This is a genomic window from Streptomyces niveiscabiei (genome assembly GCF_033794345.1).
GTDB classification, from domain to species: Bacteria; Actinomycetota; Actinomycetes; order Streptomycetales; family Streptomycetaceae; genus Streptomyces; species Streptomyces niveiscabiei.
Window position 1 is genome coordinate 184,296 of the sequence record NZ_JARAYJ010000003.1, and the last position, 25,132, is coordinate 209,427.

Genomic DNA, 25,132 nt, shown 5'->3' on the forward strand with positions numbered 1-25,132 from the left:
GTGTGGCAAGTGCGACGAGGGGAGCGGTACGTGGGCGGGATCACCCTGGTGCAGGAGGAGCCGGCGGTCGCGACGGCCCCGCCGGCCGCCGCGCCCCCATCCCCGCGGCAGGACGAGGGGATCAGCCCCCGCCGGGTGCGGCTCGTCTTCGTCGGCCTCATGCTCGCGCTGCTCCTCGCGGCGCTGGAGCAGATGATCGTCGCCACCGCCCTGCCGAAGATCGTCGGCGAACTGCACGGCCTGGACCGGATGTCCTGGGCGATCACCGCCTACCTGCTGACCTCCACCGTCGGCCTGCCCGTCTACGGCAAGCTCGGCGACCTCATCGGCCGCAAGGGCGTCTTCCAGTTCGCGATCGTCGTCTTCGTCGTCGGCTCCGCCCTCGCGGGCCGCGCCCAGACGATGGACCAGCTGATCGCCTTCCGCGCGGTGCAGGGCGTCGGCGCGGGCGGGCTGATGATCGGCGTCCAGGCGATCATCGCGGACATCGTGCCGCCCCGGCAGCGCGGCCGGTACATGGGCCTGATCGGCGCGGCCTTCGGACTCGCCTCCGTCGCGGGCCCCCTGCTCGGCGGCTACTTCACCGACCACCTCTCCTGGCGCTGGTGCTTCTACTTCAACGTCCCCTTCGGACTGGTCACCCTCGCCGTCGTCACCGCCGTCCTCAAACTGCCCCGGCCCGAGGTCCGCCCCCGTTTCGACGTCCTCGGCACGCTGCTGCTCGCCGCCGCCTCCACCTGCCTGGTCCTGCTGACCAGCTGGGGCGGCACCGAGTACGCGTGGGGCTCGCGCACGATCGTCGGCCTCGGCGCGGGCGCCCTCGCCGCGAGCCTGCTCTTCCTGCTCGCCGAGCACCGCGCGGCCGAACCCCTCATCCCGCTGCGGCTGTTCCGGGACTCCGTCTTCAACGTCACCGGGCTCATCGGCCTCGTCGTCGGCGTCGCCCTGTTCGGCGCCGCGAGCTACCTGCCGACGTTCCTCCAGATGGTCGACGGCGCCACCGCCACCGAGTCCGGGCTGCTGATGCTGCCCATGATGGCGGGCATCGTCGTCGCCTCCGTCGTCTCCGGACAGCTCATCAGCCGCACCGGCCGCTACAAGCTCTACCCCCTCCTCGGCGGCGCCCTGTCCACCGCCGGCATGTGGCTGCTGTCCCGCCTGGAGACCGACACGCCCCGGCTGCACTACAGCCTCTGGATGGCCGTCCTCGGCGCCGGCATCGGCCTGGTCATGCCCGTGCTGGTGCTCGCCGTGCAGAACTCCGTGCGCCCCGCCGACCTCGGCACCGCCACCAGCGCCAACAACTACTTCCGGCAGATCGGCGGCAGCGTCGGCGCCGCGATCTTCGGCACCCTCTTCGCGAACCGCCTCACCGACGCGCTGCGCGAGCGCGTCCCCGCGCACGCGGGCCAGGCGCCGCCCGACGCCGAGTCGATCACCCCGCAGCTCGTCCACACGCTGCCCCCGGCCCTGCGCGACGCCTACATCAGCGCCTACGCCGACGCCATGCCGAGGATCTTCCTCTACCTCGTGCCGGTCCTTCTCGTCGGCCTGTTCCTCGCCTTCTTCCTCAAGGAGAAACCCCTCGTGTCCCACAACGAGACGGAGACCGAGCCCCTCGCCCTCCCGTCGGCGCGCGCGACGTACGCGGCCGGGATCGCCGTCTGCGGAACCGTCCAGCACCCCGACGGAACCATCGTCCCGCGCGCCGCACTCACCCTCATCGACGTCGCCGGGCAGCAGATCGGGCGCGGCGCCAGCGGCGACGACGGACGCTACGCGCTCGCCACCCCGGGCTCCGGCGCGTACGTGCTGATCGCCGCGGCGGGCGGGCACCAGCCGCAGGCCGTCTCCGTCACCGTCGGCGAGCGGCCCGTCGACCTCGACATCGTCCTCGGCGGCGCCGGACGCCTCGCCGGGACCGTCGTCACCGCCGACGGCGCCCCCGTGCGGGACGCCACGGTCACCCTCACCAACGTCCACGGCGAGGTCGTCGCCGCCACCCGCAGCGGGCGCGAGGGCGGCTACACCATGACCGAGCTGGTCGCCGGCGAGTACACCCTCGCCGCGAGCGCCCCCGCCTTCCGGCCCGCCGCCCTGCCGGTCACCGTCCAGCAGGCCCGCGAGACCCGCCAGGACATCGAGCTCGCGGGCGGCGCCGTCCTGCGCGGCACCGTGCGCGCGGGCGGCGGACGGCCCGTCGAGGACGCGCGCGTGACGCTCCTCGACGCCGCCGGGAACGTCGTCGACACCCTCACCACCGGCCCCGACGGCGCCTTCCGCTTCGTCGACCTGTCCTCCGGCGAGTACACCGTCATCGCCGCCGGATACCCGCCCGTCGCCACCGTCCTCCAGGTCGCGGGCGGCGGCCGTACGGAACGCGACCTCCAGCTCGGGTACGAGGACTGAGGGACGCGAGGGGCTCGGGGGGCGCGCATGGATCACCGTGACCGGGAGCGGGCCGCCGTACGGCGTGCGCACGCCCCGTCGAGCGCCCTGTGCGCCCGGCGGCGCCCCGGTCGCACCAATTCCAGCATTGCCGCACATCCCGGCCCACCGCCCCCGTACCGTGGTGGCAGCGGGACAGATCTTGTGAAGCTCTGGGGAGAGAGGGCCTGGGCCATGGACCGTGGCACCGAGCGGGACACACCTCCCGGCCCGGGACGCGTCCCGCTGGCCGTCGTCGTGGTCGACGACGCCGGCCTCGTCTCCCACTGGAGCACCGGCGCGCGCAAACTCTTCGGCCTCCCCAAGGAGGAGGCGATCGGACAGCCCGCCCTCGACCTGCTGCCCGTCGCCGGCGCCCTCCCCGACCCCGAGGACACCCCCGAGCCCGCCCCGTACGACGTCCTCGCCGAGTACGACGGCCACGGCACGCCGCTCGACGCGGGACTCGGCTACCCGTCCTCCGGGCGGGCCTGGATCAGCCGCCCCGACGGCGCCCGCGCGGACGTGCTGTGGTGGGCGTACCCGCTGTACGGCTCCGGCGCCGAACGGCTCCTGGTGCTCGCCGCCGACGCGGCCGGACTGCGCGAGGAGCCGGCCCCCGAGAACGGCGACGACGGCGGTGTGAGCGTCGAGCGGATCTCCCCGGCGTTCGCCCGCCACACCGAGTTCCCCGGGGCCGACGACCTCGCGCGCCGGCTTCCCGAGATCCTGCCCAGCATGAGCGTCGGCGAGGGCGCCCGCATCGTCGCCCAGGTCCTCGAACTCGGCTACCCCATCCTGGAGTTCAGCCAGAACGAGAAGGTCCCGGTCACCCCCGACTGGGGCGTCTCCCGGCGCGCCGAGCGCAAGGTCCGCCGCGAACGCGCCGCCCGCGCGCTCGCGCAGGGCCTGCCGGTGCCGGCCGAACTCGCCGACGACGGCGAGGACCTGGAGTACGTCGCCGTACGCGAGCGCCTGGAGTTCCTCAACGAGGTCAGCGGGAAGATCGGTACGTCGCTGGACCTCGCGCGCACGATCGTCGAGGTCAGCCGGGCCGTCGTCCCGCGCTTCACCGACGTCGCCGGGACCTATCTGCGCGAACAGGTCGTCGCCGGCGAGGAGTTCGACGAAGGGGTGCCCGACACGCGCACGATGTGGCACCGCGTCGCCCTCGAACACACCGACGAACCCGGGCGCTGGGACGACGTCGTCCCCGTCGGCGAGGCGATGCCGTTCCCCGCGCACACGCCGTTCTTCCAGTGCATGACCACCGGCGAACCCGTGCTCGTGCCGCGCATCGACGAGCAGCTGGGGCACGCGATCGCCTCGCAGTTCGACAAGCGCGACATCCGCCCCCTGATCACCGGCCGGTCGATGCTCGTCGTGCCGCTCAAGGCGCGCAACGTCGTCCTCGGGTTCATGATCCTGCTGCGGCACCCCGAGCGCACCGAGTTCAACGACATGGACCGCGTCACCGGCGCCGAACTCGCCGCCCGCGCGGGGCTCGTGCTCGACAACGCGCGCATGTACACGTTCCAGGAGGCCGTCGCCGAGACCCTCCAGGACAGCATGCTGCCGCACATCCCCGCGCGCATGGCCGGCTGCGACATCGCCACCCGCTACCTGCCGGGCACTCAGATGGGCCGCATCGGCGGCGACTGGTTCGACGCGGTCAAACTGCCCGGCGCGCGTACCGCGTTCGTCGTCGGCGACGTCATGGGCCACGGGCTCAACTCCGCCGCGAAGATGGGCCAGTTGCGGACCGCGATCCAGACCATGGCCGGCCTCGACCTGCCGCCCGCGCAACTGCTGCGCAACTTCGACGACCTTGCGCAGCGGCTCGGCGGCGACTACCTCGCGACCTGCCTGTACGCCGTGTACGACCCCATCGCGGGCGAGCTGAGCATCGCCAACGCCGGCCACATCCCGCCCGTGCTGGTCCGCGCCGACGGCGCCAGCGAACTCCTCGACCTGCCCACCGGCGCGCCCGTCGGCGTCGGCGGGGTGCCCTTCGAGGCCGTCCGGCTGCGCGTGGAGCCCGGCGACCGGCTCGTCATGTGCACGGACGGGCTCGTCGAGATCCGCGGCGAGGACATCGGTGTCGGGCTGGCGACGCTGTGCGAGTCCGCCGCGCACCCCGCCGCGTCCATGGACGACGCCTGCGACACGATCATCCGGGCGCTCAACCCGCGCGGCGGGCGCAAGGACGACGTCGCGCTCCTCATGGCCCGCCTCAACGGCATCGAGCCCGACGACGTCGCCGAGTGGCGCTTCGCCCCCTCGCCCGCCGAGGTCCGGCGCGCCCGCGCGGCGATCGGGGAGCAACTGCACGAGTGGGGGCTCGCGCGGCTCGTCGACAACGCGGTGCTGATGGTCGGCGAGCTGGTCACCAACGCGGTCCTGCACGCGCCGGGGCGCGGTGTCGTCGTACGGCTCGTGCGCGGGGAGACGCTGCTGTGCGAGGTGGACGACGAGGGGCACGAGCTGCCGACCCTGCTGGACGCCGGCCCGCTGGACGTGGCGGGGCGGGGGCTGCGGGTGGTGAGCACGCTCGCGCGCGAGTGGGGGGCCAGCCGGTCGGGGGCGGGCAAGAGCGTGTGGTTCGAGCTGACGCTGCCCCGGAGGTGAGGCGCGAGCCGGGGGGCGTGCGTGACGGGCGGTGCGCCGGGGGCGTACGCGGGGGGTGGCCGGTTTCGGAGGAGGCGTGAAAGTGCCGGGCCCGTGCTTGTGAGCGCGCGCGGCGCGCGGTAGACCGTACCCGCCCGTCGGCTCACGGCGGCTTGGCGTCGCACCCTGGGGAGACTTGGTCATGAGCGTGACACAGCGGTACCGGGAGTCGTGGGAAGGGTTCTGGACGGAGGCTCCCGACGGCAGGGGAGAGGTGTTCTGGGACGCGGAGCCCGAGGCCGCCGCCGAGTCCCACCTCCCGCTGTTCACCCCCCACCTCCTGGATCCCGGCCTGCCGCTGGTCGACCTGGGCTGCGGCAACGGCACCCAGACCCGGTTCCTCGCCGGACGCTTCCCCCGGGTGATCGGCGTCGACCTTGCCGAGGCCGCCCTCGACCGGGCCCGCCGGGCCGATCCCGAGGGGCGGGCGGCCTACCGGTTCCTGGACGCCGTCGAGGAGGGCGCGGCCGGCGCGCTGCACGCCGAGCTGGGCGACGCCAACGTCTACGTCCGGGGCGTCCTGCATCAGTGCGGGCCCGAGGACCGCCAGCCCCTCGTGGACGCCGTGGCGGCCCTCCTGGGCGCCCGTGGCCGCGCCTTCCTGGTCGAGCCCGCCGAGGACGCCGGAGCGATCCTGGGCGGCCTCGCACGCCGCCCCGAGGGCCCGCCCGCCAAGCTCGCGCCGATCTTCCGGCACGGCATCGCGCCCGGCACCGTCCCGGACGCGGCCGTACCCGACCACCTTGCGGCGGCCGGACTCGCCGTCCTGGCGCTCGGCCGGGCACCCCTGACGACCACCGAGCACCTGCCGGACGGCGCGCCGGTCGTCCTGCCGTCGCAGTGGGTCGTGGCCGGGCGCCCCGCCTGACCTGCCGGGGGAGGGGCGCGCGTGCGCCGGGCGCACGATTGGCCCGCACCGCGCGCGTGATGAGCGCCCTCACCCCGCCCTCCGAGCGCCCGCGGCCCTCTTGTGTGGCATGGATCACCTCCCCGAGAGTGAGTGGTCGGCGGGGGGCGTCTGCGTACACCCGCCCGACGGCCGGACCACGGATGGGAGGATGTGGCCCCATGACCGCCGGGTGGTGCGCGCGCACAGGGAGGGCCGTGATGTTCGCGGCCGTCTGTGTCGTGCTCGCCGCCCTGGGGCACGTCCTGATGTCCGGCGCGGGGCTGCCCCCGTGGGCGCTCGGCGCGGCCTTCGGCGTCACCGCCGCCGCGGGGTGCGCGCTCGCCGGACGGGAGCGCGGGCTGCCCGCGGTCGTCGGGGGCGTCGTCGCCGCCCAGGCCCTGCTCCACCAGGGGTTCTCCGCCGTGCAGCGGACGGACTCCGGCGCGGCCGGCGCGGCCGGCATGGCCGACATGGCGGGGATGCCCGGCATGCACATGGACATGGGGATGCCCCACATGGGCATGTCCCACGCGGGCGGCCACGACGGCATGGGGGCACCCCTCACGGGCGCCTCGACGGCGTCGTACGGGATGCTCCTCGCGCACCTGCTCGCCGCGCTGCTGTGCGGCCTGTGGCTGGCCTACGGGGAGCGCGCCGTGTTCCGGGCCCTGCGGGCCGTCGGCGTGTGGCTGGCGGCCCCGCTGAGGCTCGTGCTGGCCGTCGCCGTGCCGCCGGAGTTCCCGCGCCCCCTGTGGCGGCGCGGACGGCCCGGGCGCACGCCCGTCCAGCGGCTTCTCGTCCACTCGCTCACGTCCAGGGGACCGCCCCGGGGGCGCGCTGCCGTCTGACGGCAGCCGGTGACCCGAGCCGCCCCAGCGCGCCTCGGGACGCGGCCGTACCCGGCCGTACCCCCCTTCACCGGACCGCACGCGCGCGCGTGCGGTCCCGGACGTGACCAGAGAAGGACACACCCGAGTGACTCTCTCCACGCTGCCCTCCCCGCGCGCCGACGCGGACGCCTCGATCACCGCGTGGGCACTGTCCGCGCGCGACGGCGACCCCGTCGCCGTCGACCGATGGGTGCGCGCGCTGTACCGGGACGTGCTGCGGTACGTCATCCACCTGAGCGCCGACCCGCAGGGCGCCGACGACCTCGTCCAGGACACCTTCGTCCGGGCCCTCGGCAGCCTGCACCGCTTCGAGGGGCGCTCCTCCGCGCGCGCGTGGCTGCTGACGATCGCCCGCCGCGCGGTCGTCGACAGCCACCGCCGGGCCGCCGTACGCCCGCGCGTGTGCGACTCCGATGCCTGGGAGACGGTCGCCGTCCCCGGCTTCGAGGACGGTGTCCTCCTGCTCGACCTGCTCGCCGCGCTGCCCCGGGAGCGCCGCGAGGCGTTCGTGCTGACGCAGATCGCGGGCTGGCCCTACGAGGAGGTCGCCGCCCGCAGCGGCTGCCCCGTCGGAACCGTCCGCTCGCGCGTCGCGCGGGCACGCGCCACGCTGGCCGCCCTGCTGGCGGAGCGGCCCACCGAGACGGGTGCGGCCGTGGCGTAACGTGACGCCCCATGAAGATCCTGATCAGTGCTGACATGGAGGGTGCCACCGGGGTCACCTGGCCGGAGGACGTCCGGCCGGGCGCCCCGGAGTGGCAGCGGTGCCGGGAGATGTTCACCTCGGACGTCGACGCGGCCGTCCGCGGCTTCTTCGACGGCGGCGCCGATCACGTATTGATCAATGAAGCCCATGCCACGATGCGCAACCTTCTCCTTGAACGTCTTGACGAACGGGCGGACATGTTGACCGGCCGTCACAAAGACCTGTCCATGGTTGAGGGAGTCCAGTACGGCGACGTGGACGGCATCGCGTTCGTCGGGTACCACGGCGGCGCCGGCATGGAGGGCGTCCTCGCCCACACCTACCTCGCCAACACGATCACCGGCGTCTGGCTGAACGGCGTCCGCGCCAGCGAGGGCCTCCTCAACGCCCGTGTCGCCGCCGAGTACGGGGTACCCGTGATCCTCGTGACGGGCGACGACATCACCTGCGAGGACGCCCTCGGATACGCGCCCGAGGCGCACAAGGTCGCCGTCAAGGACCACGTCTCGCGGTACGCGGCGATCTGCCGCACGCCCGCGCGCACGGCCGCCGACATCCGCGCGGCGGCCCGCGAGGCGACGGCGCTCGCGGTACGGCACGACCCGTCCGGCACCGGCCCGTACACGGTCGCCGTCGAGTTCGACGCGGAGCACCTCGCGGGAGCCGTGACGGTGATCCCCGGCGTGGCGCGGACCGGGGAGCGCAAGGTCGCGTACACGACGGACCGCATGTACGACGCGATCCGGGTGTTCAAGGCGGTCACCACGGTCGCCGCGTCCGCGATGGAGGAGAACTATGGCTGACCGGCAGGCGTACGACGAGGTCGTGCGGTTCACGTCCGACCTGATCCGCTGCGACACCACCAACCGGGGAGGCGGCGACTGCCGCGAGCGCCCCGCCGCCGAGTACGCGGCGCGGCAGCTCGCCGACATCGGCCTGGAACCCACACTGCTGGAGCGCACGCCGGGCCGCACCAACGTCGTCGCCCGCATCGAGGGCACCGACCCGTCGGCGGACGCGCTGCTCGTCCACGGCCACCTCGACGTCGTCCCCGCCGAGGCCGCCGACTGGAGCGTGCACCCCTTCTCCGGCGAGGTCCGCGACGGGGTCGTGTGGGGGCGCGGCGCCGTCGACATGAAGAACATGGACGCGATGGTCCTCGCCGTCGCCCGCTCCTGGGCCCGCGAAGGCGTACGCCCGCGCCGGGACGTCGTCATCGCGTTCACCGCCGACGAGGAGGCGAGCGCCGAGGACGGCGCCGGGTTCCTCGCCGACGAGCACCCCGGCCTCTTCGAGGGCTGCACCGAAGGCATCAGCGAGTCCGGCGCGTTCACCTTCCACGACGGCACCGGACGCGAGATCTACCCCATCGCCGCCGGCGAACGCGGCACCGCCTGGCTGAAGTTGACCGCGCGGGGCCGCGCCGGGCACGGCTCGAAGGTGAACCGCGAGAACGCCGTCACCCGCCTCGCCGCAGCGATCACCCGCATCGGCGAGCACGAGTGGCCCGCCCGCCTGACCCCCACGGTCGCCGCCGCCCTCACCGAACTCGCCGCGCTCTACGGCATCGAGGCCGACCTCGACGACGTGGACGGGCTGCTCACCAAGCTCGGCCCGGCGGCCAAGCTCGTCGAGTCGACCGTCCGCAACAGCGCCAACCCGACGATGCTGGACGCCGGTTACAAGGTCAACGTCATCCCCGGCGAGGCCGTCGCCTACGTCGACGGACGCTATCTCGCGGGCGCGGAGGACGAGTTCAGGGCGACGCTCGACAAGCTGACCGGACCTGACGTCAGCTGGGAGTTCCAGCACCACTCCGTCGCGCTCCAGGCACCTCTGGACACCCCGACGTACGCCGGACTCCGCGCCGCCGTACGGGAGTTCGCGCCCCAGGGGTACACCGTCCCGTACTGCATGTCGGGCGGCACCGACGCCAAGCAGTTCTCCCGGATCGGCGTCGTCACCTACGGCTTCACCCCGCTCAGAATGCCCGAAGGGCTCGACTACCAGGCCCTGTTCCACGGCGTCGACGAACGCGTCCCCGTCGACGCGCTGCACTTCGGCGTCGACGTCCTCGACCGCTTCCTGCGCACCGCGTGAACCGCGCCCTGCCGTACGGCGATTGGCCATCGCCGATCACCGCGGACCTCGCCGCCGCGCACGACGGACGCCCCGAGTACGTCGGGTTCGTCGGCGACGAGGTCTGGTGGACGGCGCCCCGGCCCGCCGAGGGAGGCCGCCGCACCCTCGTCCGCCGCCGCGCCGACGGCACCGAGGAAGCGGTCCTGGCCGCGCCCTGGAACGTCCGCAGCCGCGTCCACGAGTACGGCGGCTGCCCCTGGGCGGGGACCGTGCACGAGGGCCGGCTCCTCGTGGTGTTCGTCCACTTCGCGGACCAGCGCCTCTACCGGTACGACGGCGACGGCGGACCCCGGCCCCTCACCCCCGTCTCCGGGGTGGGCGGCGGGCTGCGCTGGGCCGACCCGGTGCTGCTGCCCGAACGGGGCGAAGTCTGGTGCGTGAAGGAGGAGTTCACCGGCGAGGCACCCACCGACGTACGGCGCGTCCTGGCCGCCGTACCGCTCGACGGGTCCGGTGCCGTGCGTGAACTCACCGACGACCGGCGGAGGTTCGTCACCGGGCCGAAGCTGTCGCCGGACCGGCGCAGGATGGCGTGGATCGCCTGGGACCACCCCCGGATGCCGTGGGACGGGACCGAGCTGCTGGTCGCCGAAGTCACCGAAGCCGACGAAGCCGACGAAGCCGGGGAGCCTCACGTCGTCGCGGGCGGACCCCGGGAGTCGGTCGTCCAGGTCGAATGGGCGGCGGACGGCGGGCTGTTGTACGTGTCCGACCGGAGCGGCTGGTGGAACCTCTACCGCGACGGACGGCAACTCTGCCCGCGCGCAGAGGAGTTCGGCGGGGCACTGTGGAAGCTGGGGCAGCGGTGGTGCGCGCCGCTGGAGGACGGGCGGATCGCCGTCGTCCACGGGCGGGGCGCCGCCGCACTCGGCGTGCTCGACCCCGGTACCGGAGAGCTCGCCGAACTGACCGGGCCCTGGACCGAGTTCGGGGCCACGCTCGCCGTGCGCGGGGAACGGGTCGTCGGGGTCGGGGCCGGGCCGTACAGCGGGTACGAGGTCGTCGAACTGGACGCGGGGAGCGGGGGCGTGCGGGTCGTCGGGGCCGCGCACGCCGACGCCGTGGACCCGGCGTACTACCCGCGGCCGGTCACGCGGACCTTCGCCGGGCCGGGCGGACGGGAGATCCACGCGCAGGTGTATCCGCCGCGCAACCCTCAACACACGGGACCCGAAGGGGAGTTGCCGCCGTACGTCGTGTGGGCGCACGGCGGGCCCACCGACCGGGCGCCACTCGTCCTCGACCTGGAGATCGCGTACTTCACCTCGCGGGGGATCGGCGTCGTCGAGGTCGACTACGGTGGGTCCACCGGGTACGGGAGGGCGTATCGCGAGCGGCTGCGCGGGAGTTGGGGCGTCGTGGACGTCGAGGACTGCGCCGCCGTCGCGCTGGCGCTCGTCGCGGAAGGGGCCGCCGACCGGAGGCGGCTCGCCATCCGGGGCGGCAGCGCGGGGGGTTGGACCGCCGCCGTGTCGCTGACCCGTACGGACGTCTACGCCTGCGCCGTGATCCGCTATCCCGTTCTCGATCCCGTGAGCTGGGCGGACGGCGGGACGCACGACCTGGAATCCCGCTACCTCGACGGGCTGATCGGGCCGGCCGAGCGGTTCGCGCGGCGGTCGCCGGTCGAGCACGCGGACCGCGTCAGCGTGCCGTTCCTGCTGCTCCAGGGGCTGGACGACGTGATCTGTCCGCCCGCGCAGTGCGAACGGTTCCTGGAGCGGGTCGGCGTGCCGTACACGTATCTCACCTTCGAGGGCGAGGGGCACGGGTTCCGCGAGGCGGCCACGACCGTGCGAGCGCTGGAGGCCGAACTCGCCCTGTATGCCGAGGTGTTCGGACTGCATCCCGGGAAAGAGCTGATCCTGTGAACGAGTTGACCCGTCCCCGGCGCCTCGCGCCCGGCGCCCGCGTCGCGATCGTCGCCCCCAGCGGGCCCGTACCCGAGGAGCGGCTCCAGGGCGGCCTCGACATCCTGCGCGGCTGGGGACTCGAACCCGTCGTCGCGCCCCATGTCCTCGACCGGCACCGGGAGTTCCCCTACCTCGCGGGCGCCGACGCCGACCGGGCCGCCGACCTCCAGCACGCCTGGTGCGACCCGTCCGTCGACGCCGTGCTGTGCGCGCGGGGTGGCTACGGCGTCCAGCGCATGGCCGACCTGCTCGACTGGGACGCGCTGCGGGCGGCCGGGCCCAAGGTCCTCGTCGGCTACAGCGACATCACCGCGCTGCACGAGGCGTTCGCGAACCGGCTCGGGCTCGTCACCCTGCACGGGCCGATGGCCGCGAGCGTGGACTTCCTCAAGAACGCCGCCGCCCAGCGCCATCTCCGGGCGACCCTCATGGAACCCGAGTCCGTCCAGACCGTCACAGCGACCGGCGGGGGCGCGCTGGTCGGCGGGCGGGCCCGGGGCGTCCTGCTCGGCGGCTGCCTGTGCCTGCTCGCCGCGGAACTGGGCACCCCGTACGCGCGAGCCTCCGCGCGCGGGGGCCTGCTGTGCCTGGAGGACGTGGGCGAGGAGACGTACCGTCTCGACCGCTACCTCACCCAGCTGCTGCGCGCCGGGTGGCTCGACGGGGTGCGGGGCGTGCTCCTCGGGTCCTGGGCGCAGTGCGACGACTATCCCCTCGTACGGGCCATGCTCGCCGACCGGCTCGGCGGGCTCGGGGTGCCGGTCGTCGAGGAGTTCGGGTTCGGGCACGGGGCGGGGGCGCTGACGGTGCCCTTCGGGGTGGCGGCGGTGCTGGACGCGGACGCGGGGACGCTGGTGCTGGAGGAACCGGCGCTGCGGTGAGGTCTCGCCGTGCGGATCCGCCGACGCGGGCGCACGCTGGTCGCATGAGCGCGAAGACGACTTCCGAGAGCGGGGCGAAGAAGGGGGCGAGTCTGCTCACGCCGGGGCGGATCGCCGTTGCCGTACTGGGGGTGCTCGCCCTCGTCTTCATCTTCGAGAACACCCGTGCGACCAAGATCCGGCTGCTGATCCCCGAGGTCACGATGCCGCTGTGGACGGCGTTGCTGGCGACACTGGTGGTGGGGGCGTTGTGCGGGGCGTACTTCGTCCGGCGGCGGAGGTGACGGGGCGCCTCATGGGGTGCCGGGTTCTGTGGTCGGGCGGGGCGCGGCGCCATCGTGGTTGTTCGCGCAGTTCCCCGCGCCCCTGAAGGGGCGATGCCCAGCGGTTCGTCCCGAGAACCCGTCGTACGCTGGTCCGATGCCTCATGCCCAGCGTTATCTCGCCGAAGGCCCCCGCGTGGGGATACGTCACTTCACCTACGCCGACGCGGGCGAGTTCACCGCTCGGGTCCGGGAGAGCAAGGAGTTGCATCAGCCCTGGCTGTATCCGCCGGACAACGTTGATGCGTACACCTCGTACGCGTCAACATTGATCGAGGATCCGGCCAAGGCCGGGTTTCTCGTGTGCACCAAGGATGACGGGGCCATTGGTGGATACATCAATATCAACAACATCGTCCAGGGGGCTTTCCAGTGCGGGGCGCTCGGGTACGGCGCCTTCGCGCACTCCGCCGGGCGCGGGCTGATGCGGGAGGCGCTCGATCTGGTCGTCGGGTACGCCTTCGGGCCCATGCGGCTGCACCGGCTGGAGATCAACGTCCAGCCGGGCAACACGGCGTCCATCGCGCTCGCGCGGGGTGCCGGGTTCCGGCTGGAGGGGCTGTCGCCGAAGATGCTCTACGTCGACGGCGACTGGCGCGACCACGAGCGGTGGGCGATCACCGCCGAGATGCGCGCTTGACGTTGATCTTCATGGTGTCGAGGTCGGTGACCTTCGACTTCAGGCCGGTGAAACCGTGTGAGAGCGCTTTCAGCGCCGTTTCCGCCCGGTCCTCCGCGATTGCCGCGGCCATCTCCTCGCCGTCCGCCGCGTCCGACACCACCACGTACCGCATCGAGAAGTGCTTCAGGGGGCTCGCCTCGTAGGTCAGCGAGCCCTCCTCGGTGAACCGCATGCTGGACAGGCCGTGGTCGGCGGCCTCGGCGAGCAGCCTCTCCCGGGACTCGTCGGTCAGGGCGTCCCAGGTGCCTCGGACGATGACCCGGTACGTGTGCTGCTCGCTCATCGGCTTCTTTCCGTCTCTGGGTGCGGGGCGCGTCGACTCTACGGCGGTGCCGACGGCCCGCACACGGAATTTCCCGCCGCGGCGCTCACCGCCAGGCCCCGGCCACGCCGTTCCCCGGGCACCGCCGCTCCCGGTCCCTGCCCCGTCACTTCCGGCAGAGGATCTCCCCGTGCAGGACGGCGAACCAGCCGTCCTCCTGCCGCCCCCACTCCCGCCACGCCTCGGACACGGCCGCCAGCTCCTCCCGGGTCGCGTGCCCGCCCTCGGTCGCGCGGTCGGCGTACGCGGAGGCCAGCGTGCGGTCCGCCCACAGGCCGCTCCACCAGGCCCGCTCCTGAGGCGTCGAGAACGTCCAGTTCGCGGACGTCGCCGTGATGTCGGTGAACCCGGCCGCCAGCGCCCACGACTTCAGCCGCCGCCCGGCGTCCGGCTCGCCCCCGTTCGCGCGCGCGACGCGCCGGTACAGGTCGGACCAGGCGTCCATGCCGGCCGAGGCCGGGTACCAGATCATGCCCGCGTAGTCCGAATCGCGGACGGCGACGAAACCGTTCGGCTTGGTCACCCGGCGCATCTCGCGCAGCGCCTGTACGGGGTCGCCGACGTGCTGGAGGACCTGGTGGGCGTGGACGACGCAGAACGTGTCGTCCGGATAGTCCAGATCATGGACGTCGGCGACCGCGAAGTCGACGTTCGTCAGGCCGCGCCCGGCGGCGGTGGCGGCGGCCTGCTCCAGGATGCCCGGCGCGTGGTCGACGCCGGTGACGTGGCCGTCCGGGACCAGCGCGGCGAGGTCGGCGGTGATCGTGCCCGGACCGCAGCCGATGTCCAGGACCTTCATGTGTGGCTTGAGCGAACTCAGCAGGTATGCCGCGGAGTTGGCGGCGGTCCGCCAGGTGTGCGAGCGCAGGACGGACTCGTGGTGGCCGTGTGTGTAGACGGCTGTCTCCCGTGCTTCCGGCATGGCTGTGCCCCTTCGCGTCGTCGGGTCGGTGCGGATTTCACCGTAACGCCTCTGATCGCATGATGAGACTGAGCGTTTCGGCATGTGGACTGACGACTCGTCAGGCAGTGCCCTCGATAACGGTTTGCCGTGCAGGTCGCCGGACCGGAGAATGCGTTTCCATGGGACATCTGGAAGCCGCGCACCTCGAGTACTACCTCCCCGACGGGAGGGCGTTGCTCGGCGACGTGTCCTTCCGCGTCGGAGAAGGGGCGGTCGTCGCCCTGGTCGGCCCCAACGGGGCGGGCAAGACGACCCTGCTGCGGCTGATCTCCGGCGAGCTGAAGCCGCACGGCGGCACCGTCACCGTCAGCGGCGGGCTCGGCGTGATGCGCCAGTTCGTGGGCTCCGTACGGGACGAGACGACCGTCCGCGACCTGCTCGTCTCCGTCGCCCCGCCGGAGATCCGTACGGCCGCGGGCGCCGTCGACCGCGCCGAGCACGCGCTGATGACCGTCGACGACGAGGCCGCGCAGCTCCAGTACGCGCAGGCGCTCTCCGACTGGGCCGAGGTGCGCGGGTACGAGGCCGAGACGCTGTGGGACATGTGCACGACCGCCGCGCTCGGCGTGCCGTACGAGCGGGCCCAGTGGCGGCAGGTGAGCACGCTGTCCGGGGGCGAGCAGAAGCGGCTCGTGCTGGAGGCGCTGCTGCGCGGGAGCGACGAGGTGCTGCTCCTCGACGAGCCCGACAACTACCTCGACGTACCCGGCAAGCGGTGGCTGGAGGAGCGGCTCAAGGAGACGCGCAAGACCGTCCTGTTCGTCTCCCACGACCGTGAACTCCTCGCGCGGGCCGCGGAGAAGATCGTGTCCGTGGAGCCCGGGCCGGCCGGCGCCGACGCGTGGGTGCACGGCGGTGGGTTCGGGACGTATCACGAGGCCCGGCGTGAACGGTTCGCCCGCTTCGAGGAGTTGCGGCGGCGGTGGGACGAGAAGCACGCGCAGCTGAAGAAGCTTGTGCTGACGCTCCGTCAAGCCGCTTCCATCAGCCATGAGTTGGCGTCCCGGTACGCGGCGGCGCAGACCCGGCTGCGGAAGTTCGAGGAGGCCGGGCCGCCGCCGGAGCCGCCGCGCGAGCAGGACATCAGGATGCGGCTCAAGGGCGGGCGTACGGGCGTACGGGCCGTCACCTGCAAGGGACTTGAGCTGAGCGGGCTGATGAAGCCCTTCGACCTCGAAGTGTTCTACGGCGAGCGCGTCGCCGTCCTCGGGTCCAACGGGTCGGGGAAATCGCACTTCTTGAGGCTCCTCGCGGGGGAGGGGGTCGCGCACACCGGTGAGTGGAAGCTCGGCGCGCGCGTCGTGCCCGGGCACTTCGCGCAGACCCACGCCCACCCCGAACTCCTCGGCCGCACCCTCCTCGACATCCTGTGGACCGAGCACTCCCAGGACCGCGGCGCCGCCATGTCCCGCCTGCGGCGGTACGAGTTGACCAACCAGGCCGAGCAGACCTTCGACCGCCTCTCCGGCGGCCAGCAGGCCCGCTTCCAGATCCTCCTCCTCGAACTCCGGGGCTGCACGGCCCTGTTGCTCGACGAACCGACCGACAACCTCGACCTGGAATCCGCCGAGGCACTCCAGGAAGGTCTTGAGGCCTTCGACGGAACCGTCCTCACGGTCACCCACGACCGCTGGTTCGCCAAGACCTTCGACCGGTACCTGGTCTTCGGCAGCGACGGGAAGGTACGGGAGACCGCGGAGCCGGTGTGGGACGAGCGGAGGGTGGAGCGGGCGCGGTAGGGGCGGGCGCCGGTCCTGCGCGCGGGGTTGAGGGGGCCGGCGTCGTGGAGGCGGGCCTGTGCCGGATGTCGTGATCGTCCGGCGGGGCGTTCGGCGGGTCTGGTGCGTCTCCGTTCTCGGCGCCTGGCAGGGCGTACCCGGCCGCGTTCGGCCAGGTCAGACCCCTTTGGGGTTTGCGGGGCGGGTGCCGGGGCAGGCGGACTGGCGTGCTTCGGACCGGAGGCACTCGGTGGGAGGGCTCCGGCGGCCTGCGGCAGATCGTTCGCCGCGCGGGGCGTGCTCATCGGTGAACCGTCCAACCCAGAGCACCCGCAAGGGAGTGGCGACGCACCATGCGAAATCAAGTGAGCGTGACGCACCACCCGCACGATGACGCCCCCGACACAGCCGAAGCTTTCCGCAAGCTCGCCGACATGCCCGAGGGGCCCGATCACGACACGCTGCGCGGCGAGATCGTCGAGGCGTGGCTGCCGATGGCCGACCGCCTCGCGGGCCGCTTCCGCAGCCGGGGCGAGAGCCTGGAGGACCTGCGCCAGGTCGCGGCCCTCGGCCTCGTGAAGGCCGTCGACCGGTACGACCCGGACCGCGGCAACGCCTTCGAGAGCTACGCCGTACCGACGGTGACCGGCGAGATCAAGCGGCACTTCCGTGACCACCTGTGGACCCTGCACGTGCCGAGGCGGGTCCAGGACCTGCGCAACCGGGTCCGCTTCGCCTGCCAGGACCTCGCCCAGAACGGCGGCCGGCAGCCGACCGTCGCCGAGATCGCCGAGCGCGCGCAGCTCAGCGAGGACGACGTACGCGCCGGCCTGGAGGCCCTGGACAGCTTCACCGCCCTCTCGCTGGACGCCGAGTTGCCCGGCGGCGAGGACGGCTACTCCCTCGGCGACGTCCTCGGCGCGCCCGACCCCGCGCTGGACGTCGTCGTCGACCGCGAAGCCGTACGCGGGCGCCTGGCGGCGCTGCCGGAGCGGGAGCGGGCGATCCTGTACATGCGGTTCTTCGGCGACATGACGCAGAGCCGGATCGCCGAGCGGCTCGGGATCTCCCAGATGCACGTCTCCCGGCTGATCAGCCGCTGCTGCGAACGGGTCCGCGACCAGGTCCTCCAGGACGCCGCCTGAGGCGTGGTTCACCCGGTCGGGTGGAGTCGCTGCCGCCGAACGAGGGCGCACGCGCGCGTGTCGGCATGCGGCGGGCTGTGATGGGTGTACGTCCACCGCAGCCGTCGCACGCCGCACCGAGGAGTCCCATGCGTCGCAGCGCCCGTGTCCTGTCCGCCTCGTTCCTGGTCTGCGGGGTGCTCGCCGTGACACCGGCCGCCGCGGCCGACCCCTCCGCCGAGGTCACCCCGGCGAGCGTCTCGCCCGGTTCCACGGTCACCGTGACGGTTTCCTGCGACCCCGTCACGGGTACGGCGCCGGCGACGCTGGAGGCGACGTCCCTCGCGTTCGCCGAGGACACGGTGAGCCTCCAGCAGGTGCCCGGCAGCGGTCCGGGCCCCGTCTACCGGGGGTCCGCCCGGATCGCGGGCCCGGGCGAGTTCACGGGCCTGGAGGGCACCGGAACCGACTCCGCGTGGACGGTCGACGGCACCTGCCCGGCGGCCCGGGGCACCCAGGGGCGCGCCTGGAGCGCCACCTTCGACGTCTCGCGCGCGGGCGGCGGCGGCCCGGCCCCCTGCACCCGGCCCCCGCAGCAGCCCTGGCCCGACTCCTGCCCCGGCCCCACGGTCCAGCACGGCGTCAAGGCGGGCACCGGCGGCACGTTCACCGACTCCGTCCCCGCACTGGTCGCGGGCGCCCTGTTCATCACAGGCGCGTTCGCCGCAGCCGGCCACCGGCTCTGGCGCCGGGGCACGGCGGCGGGCGGTTGAGGCCGCCGTGGGGAGGGCGGACGGCGAAGGAACGGACGACGGCGCGGCGGCCGACGCGGCTGACGGCCGGGGTGGCGAGGACGCCGGGGTGAGGCGAGCACGGAAGGACGATCCCGCACCGCGCCCCCGCGCGCTGGCGGGAGAGGTCCGGCGTGACGGTTCGCCTCAGGCTCCGGACTCGCGCTCTCGTGCGCAGGCGGGAGAGGCCCGGCGTGACGGTTCGCCTCAGGCCCCGGACCCGCGCTCCCGCGCGCACGCAGGAGAGCCCCCGCGCGACCGGTCGTCCCACCCGGCGGACCCACACCCCCGCGCCCCCGAACCGCTCCCCGCCGCTGCCCGCCCCGAGGATCACGGCCCCGTCCGGTACGGGCCGCCCCTCCCCGCCGACGGGGTTCCCGTCCTGCCGTTTCTCGCCGATGCCCTGGCCTCCGTGGCCTCGCGCGCGGGTGCGGAGCCGGTGGGAGGCGGTGCCGGGATACGGGAAGCGGCGTGCGGGTACTGGGCCCGGCGGGGCGTCGACGCCGACCCCGCGCGCGTGGCTGTTGCTCCCGGCGCGCCCGCGCTGCTGCTGGCGTTGACCGCGGCCCTCGGCGGGGACGTACTGGTGCCGAGGCCCTGTGCCGCCTGGTGGGCGCCGTACGCGCGGCTGCTGGGGCGGCCGGTGTTCCATGTCGCGACGCCCGCCGAGTGCGGGGGAGTGCCGGACCCGTACGCGCTGCTGGAGACCGTCCGGCGGGTGCGTGAGGAGGGCGGGGAGCCGCGGCTGCTCGTGCTGTCGCCGGCCGACGACCCCACGGCGACCGTTGCACCCCCGGAGGCCGTGCACGAGGCCGTGGAGGCCGCCGAGGGGGCCGGCCTGCACCTCGTCAGCGACGAGACCTGGCGCGACACCGTCCACGCGCCGCACGACACGGTGTTCGTCAGCCCCGCCGAGATGCTCCCGGACAAGGTCACCGTCGTCAGCGACCTCGCGGGCGCGCTCCTGCCGTCCGGCTGGCCCGCGGCGACGGCCCGCTTCCCCGCCGGAACCGACCTCCACGCGCGCGTGCTGGACGTCCTCACCGCGCTCGGCGCCCGCGTCGCCACCCCGGTCGCGGCAGCCGCCGCCCGCGCGCTGGAGGAGCCCGACGAGGTCACCGCGCGCGTCCAGGCCGTCGTACGCCTGCACGCGCGCGTGGCCGACGCCGTGCACCGCACCGCAGTCACGGCGGGCGCGCTGTCCCGGCCCCCGCGCGCGGGGCGCCATGTGTACGTCGATCTGGGCCCCCTGCGTGCCGCGCTCGCCGCGCGCGGGGTCGGTGACGCCCAGGAACTGGAGGACCACCTCACCGGACGGCTCGGCATGCCCGCGCCCGGCGGACACCGGTTCGGCGACGACCTGGGCGCCCTGCGCGTACGCCTGTCCACGGGCGCCCTGCTGGGCGCGACGGACGCCGAGCGGGCGGAATGTCTCACGTCACCCTCGCCGTTGGAACTGCCACACGTGCACCGCGCGTTGACCCTCGTGAGGTCGGTGTTCGACGGCCTCCGGAGCGACGCTCAGCGATGGGAGCCTCGATGACGCAGCAGTCCGAGTCGACAGCGGCCACGACCACGCGGGACACCACGGTCCCGGCGGACCCCTCCTCCCTCGCGCCCCCGTCCCCGCCGCTCGCCGAACCCCGGCCGCTGGGCGAGCGCAGGGTGTGGCCGCGGGCGTTCCACGACCGGCTGACCGCGCCGCTGCCCGGCCTCAAGGCGATGGCCCGCTTCGCCCGCGAGGGCTCCGTGCGCCCCGGCAGAGAGGGTCTCGCGGACGTCGCCAGGCTGCCCGTCACCCCCGGCGCGCCACCGCGCGTGGACGCCGGCACCGTCGCCGTCACCTGGGCGGGACACGCCAGCTGGGTGGTGAGCGTCGGCGGGCTCACCGTCCTCACCGACCCGGTCTGGTCGCGCCGCATCCTCGGCACGCCCGCGCGGATCACCCCCGTCGGCGTCCCCTGGGAGACGCTCCCGACGGTCGACGCCGTCGTCATCAGCCACAACCACTACGACCACCTCGACGCCCCCACCCTGCGCCGCCTCCCGCGCGACACGCCCGTGTTCGTGCCCGCGGGGCTCGCCGTCTGGTTCCGGCGGCGCCGCTTCACGCGCGTGACGGAACTCGACTGGTGGGAGGCCGCCGAACTCTCCGGCGTGCGCTTCGACTTCGTGCCCGCCCACCACTGGTCCAAGCGCACCCTCACCGACACCTGCCAGTCCCTGTGGGGCGGCTGGGTCCTCACCGCGCCCGACGGCGGGCGCGTCTACTTCGCCGGGGACACCGGCTACGGCCACTGGTTCTCCCGCATCGGCCGGCGCTACCCCGGCATCGACCTCGCCCTGCTCCCGATCGGCGCCTACGACCCGCGCTGGTGGCTCAGCGACGTCCACTGCGACCCCGAGGAGGCCGTACGCGCCGCGCTGGACGTCGGCGCGCGCAGGATGGCGCCGATGCACTGGGGGACGTTCGTCCTGTCGGCGGAACCCGTCCTGGAACCCCTCACGCGTGTGCGCGCCGCCTGGGAGGCGGCGGGGCTCGACCGGGACGACCTGTGGGACCTGCCGATCGGAGGATCACGCATCCTGGACTAGGCGGACCCCGACCCGCCCTGATGGGCCCGCGACGGCCCCCGCAGCCGCCGCCACAGCACCGGCGCCGCGCTGATCGCCAGGGTCAGCGCGACCGCCGCGACGACACCCTCCCAGGGCTCCGGGAACAGCGAACCGCCCAGGATGCCGATCAGCTGGTAGGTCACCGCCCACGCGAGACAGGCCGGCAGGTTGCCCCGCACGAACCGCCGCAGCGGCCAGTCCGCGAGGAGACACGCCAGCATCACCGGGAGCCGCCCGGCGGGCACGAGCCGGGACAGGACGAGGACGGCGACGTTGTGCTCGGCGAGCCGCTCCTGCGCCTGCGCCAGCTTCTCCTCCGGCGCCCGCGCGCGGATCGCCGCCAGCCACCGCGAGCCGTTCTTCGACCTCATCCCGCGCCGCCCCAGCCAGTACAGCGCCGCGTCCCCGCAGAACGCCGCGAAGGACGCCGTCACGAACACCAGCGCCAGCGCGAACGGCGCCGTCTGATGGAACGCCACCACGGCCGCCGAACTCACCAGCGCCCCCGTCGGCACCACCGGCACCAGCGCCCCGAGCAGCACCAGCAGGAACAGCGTCGGATACCCGATCGCCTGCTGCGTCGACTCGGTGGCCCCGGTCGACGCGCCCGCCGCCAGCCACCCCCAGCTCACCGGGCGACCTCCGGGCGCACGCTCTGCCCGTGCGCCAGTTTGTGCACCGCGACCTGAGGCGCGCGCTCGGCGGCCAGGCGCACGAACTCGTCACCCGGCGCATGGAACTCATGGGGGCGCACGGCGTCCATCCCGATCGGCCAGTACGTGCCGTAGTGCACCGGAACGGCGCTGCGCGGCCCCAGCAGCGCGAGCGCCTCGGCCGCGCGCCCCGCGTCCAGATGCCCCTCCCCGAGGTACGGGCCCCAGCCGCCCACCGGCAGCAGCGCCACGTCGACCGGCCCGACCTCCTTCGCCATCCCCTCGAACAGCCCCGTGTCCCCGGCGAAGTACGTCCGCGCCGCGCCCTGGACGACGTACCCCAGCGCGGGCGCGCGCTGCGGGCCCACCGGCAGCCGCCGGCCGTCGTGCCGCGCCGGGACCGCGCGCACGCGCACCGGCCCGACAGCCGTCTCGTCACCCGGCGCGACCTCGGTGACGTCCAGGTGGGACAGGCGCCGCAGACCCGGGACGGCGCGCGGAGCGCCCCGGGGCACCAGCAGGCGCGTGCCCGGCGCGAGCCGCGCCAGCGAGGGAATGTGCAGATGATCGGAGTGCAGGTGCGAGACGAGCACCGCGTCCGCGCGCGCCGCCTCCTCGGGGGGTGTCGCGCCGCGCCGCCGCCTCAGGTGCGCGAGCCTGCGCGCGAACAGGGGGTCGGTCAACAGGCGCACGTTCGAATCCTCGACCGTGCAGGTGGCGTGACCCCACCAGGTGATCTCCACCGGCACCCCTTTGCCTCCTTCGCGCGACTCCCCCGAAGCCTACGGGCAGGAGTAGGGTCGGCGGCGAAACCCAGAGGTGAGGGGGCGCCATGGGACCGGTGCGCGTCACGGCGATCGCGAGTCTGACGCCGCTTCAGGAGCTCGACGACGACCCCTTCCTCGTGGACTCCCGCACCCAGCACGCCATCTGCGCCCGCTGGGCCGAGGAGCACGGCTACACCGTCGTCCGCGAACTCGTCGTCAGCGGACTGCGCGCCGACCACTGCGTCCTGTGGGACGGCGTCCGCCCCGGTGCCGACCTGTTCGTCGCGCCCAGCGCGCGCGTGCTGGCCAGCGCCCTGTCCTCCGTCGAGGAGTTCACCGCCGAATGCGAACGCCGCGGGGTGCGGGTGGAGACCGTGGGCGGCGCGGAACCCGCCTACGACGCACAGATGAAAGCCCGCGTCCACCGCAGGCTGTCCATGCCGACGGCCGGGTACGACGGCCGATAGGCCCTGTCGGCGTCCGGACGGCGTTGTCAGTGGCGTGTGACAGGGTGGAGCCGTGAAAAGCGGAGGGCATTGGCGGCGGATCGCCAGTCAGGCAGGGCGCAGCATCACGGTGTGGGCGGCGTCCACGCTCACGATGCTCGTCCTCGCCGGGATCCTGCCCGACTTCCGGCTCACCTCGAACGACGGCGACAGCGCCACCCGCATCGCCGTCACCGCAGGCGCCGGAGCCGGCGTGTTCGGTGTCCTCTCCGCCCTGGTGTGGCCCGTCCTCGTCCGCCTGCTGCTGCTCGTGCCCGCGCTCGTCCTCGGCCTGCTGGTGTTCGCGCTCAACGGCTCGCTGCTGCTGGTCGCGCTGCGCGTCAACCCGTCCGCGCAGGGCGCCGCCGCCCCCGAGACCGCCGTGATCGTCGCCGCCGTCATGTCCGCCGTCGCCTCGGCGACCGGCGGCGCCCTCGCCGTCCGCGACGACGACGCCTACCGCCGCCGCCTCTACCGCCTCGCCGACCGCCGCCGGCGCGGCGGCCCCGCGAGCCCTCAGACGCCCGGGACGGTCTTCCTCCAGTTCGACGGCGTCGGCCACGACCTCCTGCACACCGCCGCGCACACGGGCCTCATGCCGACCGTCGCCCGCTGGCTCGACAAGGACGGCGGCAGCCACCGCCTCACCCCCTGGCGCACCGACTGGTCCAGCCAGACCGGCGCCAGCCAGCTCGGCATCCTGCACGGCTCCAACCACGACGTCCCCGCCTTCCGCTGGTACGAGAAGGACACCCGGGAGGTCATGGTCTGCAACCGCCCCACCAGCGCCGCCGAACTCCAGCGCCGCGCGGTCGAGCGCACCCGCGACAGCGGCCTGCTGTCCGCCGACGGCGCGAGCCGCGGCAACCTCTTCGGCGGCGGCGCCGACGAACAGGCCCTCGTGCTGTCCGTCGCCGCCCGCCGCAGGCGCGAGAACCGCTCCCGCGCCGGGTACTTCGCCTACTTCTCCGACCCCGCCAACGCCGTCCGCACGGTGCTGTCGTTCGTCGCCGAGGTCGGCCGCGAGATCGGCCAGTCCACCCGCGCGCGGGTACGGCGTAAGCGCCCGCGCGTGAAGCGCGGCGGCCTCTACCCGCTGGTGCGCGCGTTCGCGACGGTCGTCGAGCGGGACGTCGTGGTCGCCGCCGTCATGGGCGACATGCTCGCCGGGCGTACGTCGGTGTACGCCGACCTCGTCGCCTACGACGAGGTCGCCCACCACTCCGGGCCGCTCAGCCGCGACGCCGAGAAGGTCCTCGCCCGCCTCGACCGCTCCCTCGCGCTGATCGAGAAGGTCGCCGAGCACGCGCCGCGCCCGTACCGGATCGTCGTCCTGTCCGACCACGGCCAGAGCCCCGGAGAGACCTTCCGGGCGCGCTACGGCCTCACCCTGGGCGACCTGGTCCGCGCCGGCTGCGGCCTGCCCGTGCCGCGCCGCGCCGAGCGCACGCACAGCGGCGCCGAGGCGCGGGCCGCCGTCCGCGCGGCGCTGCGCCGGCCCGTCGAGGAGCGCGGCGAGCGCCACCGGCCCTCGCGCCGCTCCGAACCGGTCGTGCTGGCCTCCGGGAACCTCGGCCTGATCTCCTTCCCCGACGTCCCGCACCGGATGACGAAGGAGGAGATCGACGCCCGCCACCCCGCGCTGCTGACGACCCTCGCCAACCACCCCGGCGTCGGCTTCCTGCTGGTGGCCAGCGCCGAGCACGGCGGGGTCGTCCTCGGCGCGTACGGCGCGGAGATTCCCGTCGCCGAACTCACCGACGGCCAGGGCCCGTTGGCACCCTTCGGGCGGGGCGCCGCCGACGCCGTACGCCGGACGCACGGCTTCCCGCACACCGCCGACGTGATGGTCAACTCCTTCCACGAACCGGCCGACGGGGAGGTGCTCGCGTTCGAGGAGCAGATCGGGTCGCACGGAGGGCTCGGAGGCGCCCAGGGGAAGCCGTTCCTGCTGTCCCCGCGCGCGTTGTCGGAGCCCGTCGGGGAGGGGGAGGAACTGGTGGGCGCGGAGCAGGTGCACCAGGTGCTGCGGCGGTGGCTGGGCGAGGCGAACGGGCCGCAGGTGCCGGTGCAGGACACGGACGAGGACCGGCAGGCGGCATAGGCGCGGGGGTGCGGTACGCAGAGTGAGCGGTACGCAGAGCGAGTCGTAGTCGTACAAGCCGAAAATGA

The 25,132-nt window shown here is 74.0% G+C and carries 22 protein-coding genes; 18 read left to right on the forward strand and 4 right to left on the reverse strand.

Annotation, left to right across the window (positions count from 1 at the left end; translation table 11 throughout):
* The first annotated feature begins 30 nt into the window (after positions 1-30).
* From PV682_RS05220 to PV682_RS05270, 11 genes are all read left to right on the forward strand, one after another.
* Positions 31-2,409, forward strand: coding sequence for an MFS transporter (locus PV682_RS05220; RefSeq protein WP_319724496.1), 2,379 nt, complete (start codon positions 31-33; stop codon positions 2,407-2,409).
* Between the two features lie 213 nt (positions 2,410-2,622).
* Positions 2,623-5,055 carry an ATP-binding SpoIIE family protein phosphatase gene (locus tag PV682_RS05225; RefSeq protein ID WP_319724498.1) on the forward strand — a complete coding sequence of 811 codons (2,433 nt, stop codon included), beginning with the start codon at positions 2,623-2,625 and terminating at the stop codon, positions 5,053-5,055.
* Between the two features lie 181 nt (positions 5,056-5,236).
* Positions 5,237-5,962, forward strand: coding sequence for a class I SAM-dependent methyltransferase (locus PV682_RS05230; RefSeq protein WP_319724500.1), 726 nt, complete (start codon positions 5,237-5,239; stop codon positions 5,960-5,962).
* A 200-nt stretch (positions 5,963-6,162) separates the two neighbouring features.
* A complete protein-coding gene (locus PV682_RS05235; RefSeq protein ID WP_319724502.1) occupies positions 6,163-6,831 on the forward strand; it encodes a hypothetical protein in 669 nt (222 codons plus the stop codon).
* Between the two features lie 127 nt (positions 6,832-6,958).
* A complete protein-coding gene (locus tag PV682_RS05240) occupies positions 6,959-7,537 on the forward strand; it encodes a sigma-70 family RNA polymerase sigma factor (RefSeq protein WP_319724503.1) in 579 nt (192 codons plus the stop codon).
* A gap of 11 nt (positions 7,538-7,548) precedes the next feature.
* The gene (locus PV682_RS05245; protein WP_319724504.1) at positions 7,549-8,382 is read left to right on the forward strand and encodes a M55 family metallopeptidase; all 834 of its coding nucleotides are present in this window, start codon (positions 7,549-7,551) and stop codon (positions 8,380-8,382) included.
* Positions 8,375-9,679, forward strand: a complete 1,305-nt coding sequence (locus PV682_RS05250) for a M20/M25/M40 family metallo-hydrolase (protein WP_319724505.1) — start codon at positions 8,375-8,377, stop codon at positions 9,677-9,679. The genes PV682_RS05245 and PV682_RS05250 overlap by 8 nt, the downstream gene beginning before the upstream one ends.
* Entirely contained in the window at positions 9,676-11,592 is a 1,917-nt protein-coding gene (locus PV682_RS05255) for a prolyl oligopeptidase family serine peptidase (protein ID WP_319724506.1), read from the forward strand. Before PV682_RS05250 ends, PV682_RS05255 begins: the two co-directional genes overlap by 4 nt.
* The gene (locus PV682_RS05260) at positions 11,589-12,515 is read left to right on the forward strand and encodes a S66 peptidase family protein (protein ID WP_319724507.1); all 927 of its coding nucleotides are present in this window, start codon (positions 11,589-11,591) and stop codon (positions 12,513-12,515) included. The genes PV682_RS05255 and PV682_RS05260 overlap by 4 nt, the downstream gene beginning before the upstream one ends.
* Before the next feature lie 44 nt (positions 12,516-12,559).
* Complete coding sequence (locus tag PV682_RS05265; protein WP_319724508.1) at positions 12,560-12,799, forward strand: LapA family protein; 240 nt, start codon at positions 12,560-12,562, stop codon at positions 12,797-12,799.
* Between the two features lie 136 nt (positions 12,800-12,935).
* Entirely contained in the window at positions 12,936-13,478 is a 543-nt protein-coding gene (locus PV682_RS05270; RefSeq protein WP_319724509.1) for a GNAT family N-acetyltransferase, read from the forward strand.
* Here the strand turns inward: PV682_RS05270 and PV682_RS05275 are convergent.
* Both PV682_RS05275 and PV682_RS05280 read right to left on the reverse strand, forming a co-directional pair.
* The gene (locus PV682_RS05275; RefSeq protein WP_055722971.1) at positions 13,456-13,803 is read right to left on the reverse strand and encodes a DUF6204 family protein; all 348 of its coding nucleotides are present in this window, start codon (positions 13,801-13,803) and stop codon (positions 13,456-13,458) included. The genes PV682_RS05270 and PV682_RS05275 overlap by 23 nt on opposite strands.
* 145 nt (positions 13,804-13,948) lie before the next feature.
* The gene (locus PV682_RS05280) at positions 13,949-14,764 is read right to left on the reverse strand and encodes a class I SAM-dependent methyltransferase (RefSeq protein ID WP_319724512.1); all 816 of its coding nucleotides are present in this window, start codon (positions 14,762-14,764) and stop codon (positions 13,949-13,951) included.
* A gap of 161 nt (positions 14,765-14,925) precedes the next feature.
* On the opposite strand from PV682_RS05280, the gene PV682_RS05285 reads away from it, so the two are divergent.
* The 5 genes from PV682_RS05285 (at position 14,926) to PV682_RS05305 (ending at position 21,034) form a co-directional block, all read left to right on the forward strand.
* Positions 14,926-16,545, forward strand: coding sequence for an ABC-F family ATP-binding cassette domain-containing protein (locus tag PV682_RS05285; protein WP_319724514.1), 1,620 nt, complete (start codon positions 14,926-14,928; stop codon positions 16,543-16,545).
* Positions 16,546-16,877: 332 nt separating this feature from the next.
* Positions 16,878-17,669 (forward strand): RNA polymerase sigma factor SigF, encoded by a 792-nt coding sequence (locus PV682_RS05290; RefSeq protein ID WP_319724516.1) that lies wholly within the window; start codon positions 16,878-16,880, stop codon positions 17,667-17,669.
* 128 nt (positions 17,670-17,797) lie between these two features.
* Positions 17,798-18,421, forward strand: coding sequence for a hypothetical protein (locus PV682_RS05295; protein WP_319724518.1), 624 nt, complete (start codon positions 17,798-17,800; stop codon positions 18,419-18,421).
* Between the two features lie 133 nt (positions 18,422-18,554).
* Positions 18,555-19,982, forward strand: coding sequence for an aminotransferase class I/II-fold pyridoxal phosphate-dependent enzyme (locus tag PV682_RS05300; protein ID WP_319724858.1), 1,428 nt, complete (start codon positions 18,555-18,557; stop codon positions 19,980-19,982).
* Entirely contained in the window at positions 19,979-21,034 is a 1,056-nt protein-coding gene (locus PV682_RS05305; protein ID WP_319724520.1) for an MBL fold metallo-hydrolase, read from the forward strand. Before PV682_RS05300 ends, PV682_RS05305 begins: the two co-directional genes overlap by 4 nt.
* Here PV682_RS05305 and PV682_RS05310 read toward each other — a convergent pair.
* A complete protein-coding gene (locus PV682_RS05310; RefSeq protein WP_319724522.1) occupies positions 21,031-21,687 on the reverse strand; it encodes a DedA family protein in 657 nt (218 codons plus the stop codon). The two genes, PV682_RS05305 and PV682_RS05310, sit on opposite strands and share 4 nt — an antisense overlap.
* Positions 21,684-22,457, reverse strand: a complete 774-nt coding sequence (locus tag PV682_RS05315; RefSeq protein WP_319724524.1) for an MBL fold metallo-hydrolase — start codon at positions 22,455-22,457, stop codon at positions 21,684-21,686. Before PV682_RS05315 ends, PV682_RS05310 begins: the two co-directional genes overlap by 4 nt.
* 83 nt (positions 22,458-22,540) lie before the next feature.
* Here PV682_RS05315 and PV682_RS05320 point away from each other — a divergent pair, with 83 nt between their 5' ends.
* The gene (locus PV682_RS05320) at positions 22,541-22,942 is read left to right on the forward strand and encodes a hypothetical protein (RefSeq protein ID WP_319724526.1); all 402 of its coding nucleotides are present in this window, start codon (positions 22,541-22,543) and stop codon (positions 22,940-22,942) included.
* 109 nt (positions 22,943-23,051) lie between these two features.
* Entirely contained in the window at positions 23,052-25,064 is a 2,013-nt protein-coding gene (locus PV682_RS05325; RefSeq protein ID WP_407705611.1) for an alkaline phosphatase family protein, read from the forward strand.
* The last annotated feature ends 68 nt before the right edge of the window (positions 25,065-25,132 follow it).

Bases quoted from the DNA above. Each gene is read 5' to 3' on its own strand.
- PV682_RS05225 (WP_319724498.1), top strand. From the start codon at position 2,623: ATGGACCGTGGCACCGAGCGGGACACACCTCCCGGCCCGGGACGCGTC.
- PV682_RS05230 (WP_319724500.1), top strand. From the start codon at position 5,237: ATGAGCGTGACACAGCGGTACCGGGAGTCGTGGGAAGGGTTCTGGACG.
- PV682_RS05235 (WP_319724502.1), top strand. From the start codon at position 6,163: ATGACCGCCGGGTGGTGCGCGCGCACAGGGAGGGCCGTGATGTTCGCG.
- PV682_RS05245 (WP_319724504.1), top strand. From the start codon at position 7,549: ATGAAGATCCTGATCAGTGCTGACATGGAGGGTGCCACCGGGGTCACC.
- PV682_RS05250 (WP_319724505.1), top strand. From the start codon at position 8,375: ATGGCTGACCGGCAGGCGTACGACGAGGTCGTGCGGTTCACGTCCGAC.
- PV682_RS05265 (WP_319724508.1), top strand. From the start codon at position 12,560: ATGAGCGCGAAGACGACTTCCGAGAGCGGGGCGAAGAAGGGGGCGAGT.
- PV682_RS05270 (WP_319724509.1), top strand. From the start codon at position 12,936: ATGCCTCATGCCCAGCGTTATCTCGCCGAAGGCCCCCGCGTGGGGATA.
- PV682_RS05275 (WP_055722971.1), bottom strand. From the start codon at position 13,803: ATGAGCGAGCAGCACACGTACCGGGTCATCGTCCGAGGCACCTGGGAC.
- PV682_RS05280 (WP_319724512.1), bottom strand. From the start codon at position 14,764: ATGCCGGAAGCACGGGAGACAGCCGTCTACACACACGGCCACCACGAG.
- PV682_RS05285 (WP_319724514.1), top strand. From the start codon at position 14,926: ATGGGACATCTGGAAGCCGCGCACCTCGAGTACTACCTCCCCGACGGG.
- PV682_RS05290 (WP_319724516.1), top strand. From the start codon at position 16,878: ATGCGAAATCAAGTGAGCGTGACGCACCACCCGCACGATGACGCCCCC.
- PV682_RS05295 (WP_319724518.1), top strand. From the start codon at position 17,798: ATGCGTCGCAGCGCCCGTGTCCTGTCCGCCTCGTTCCTGGTCTGCGGG.
- PV682_RS05305 (WP_319724520.1), top strand. From the start codon at position 19,979: ATGACGCAGCAGTCCGAGTCGACAGCGGCCACGACCACGCGGGACACC.
- PV682_RS05320 (WP_319724526.1), top strand. From the start codon at position 22,541: ATGGGACCGGTGCGCGTCACGGCGATCGCGAGTCTGACGCCGCTTCAG.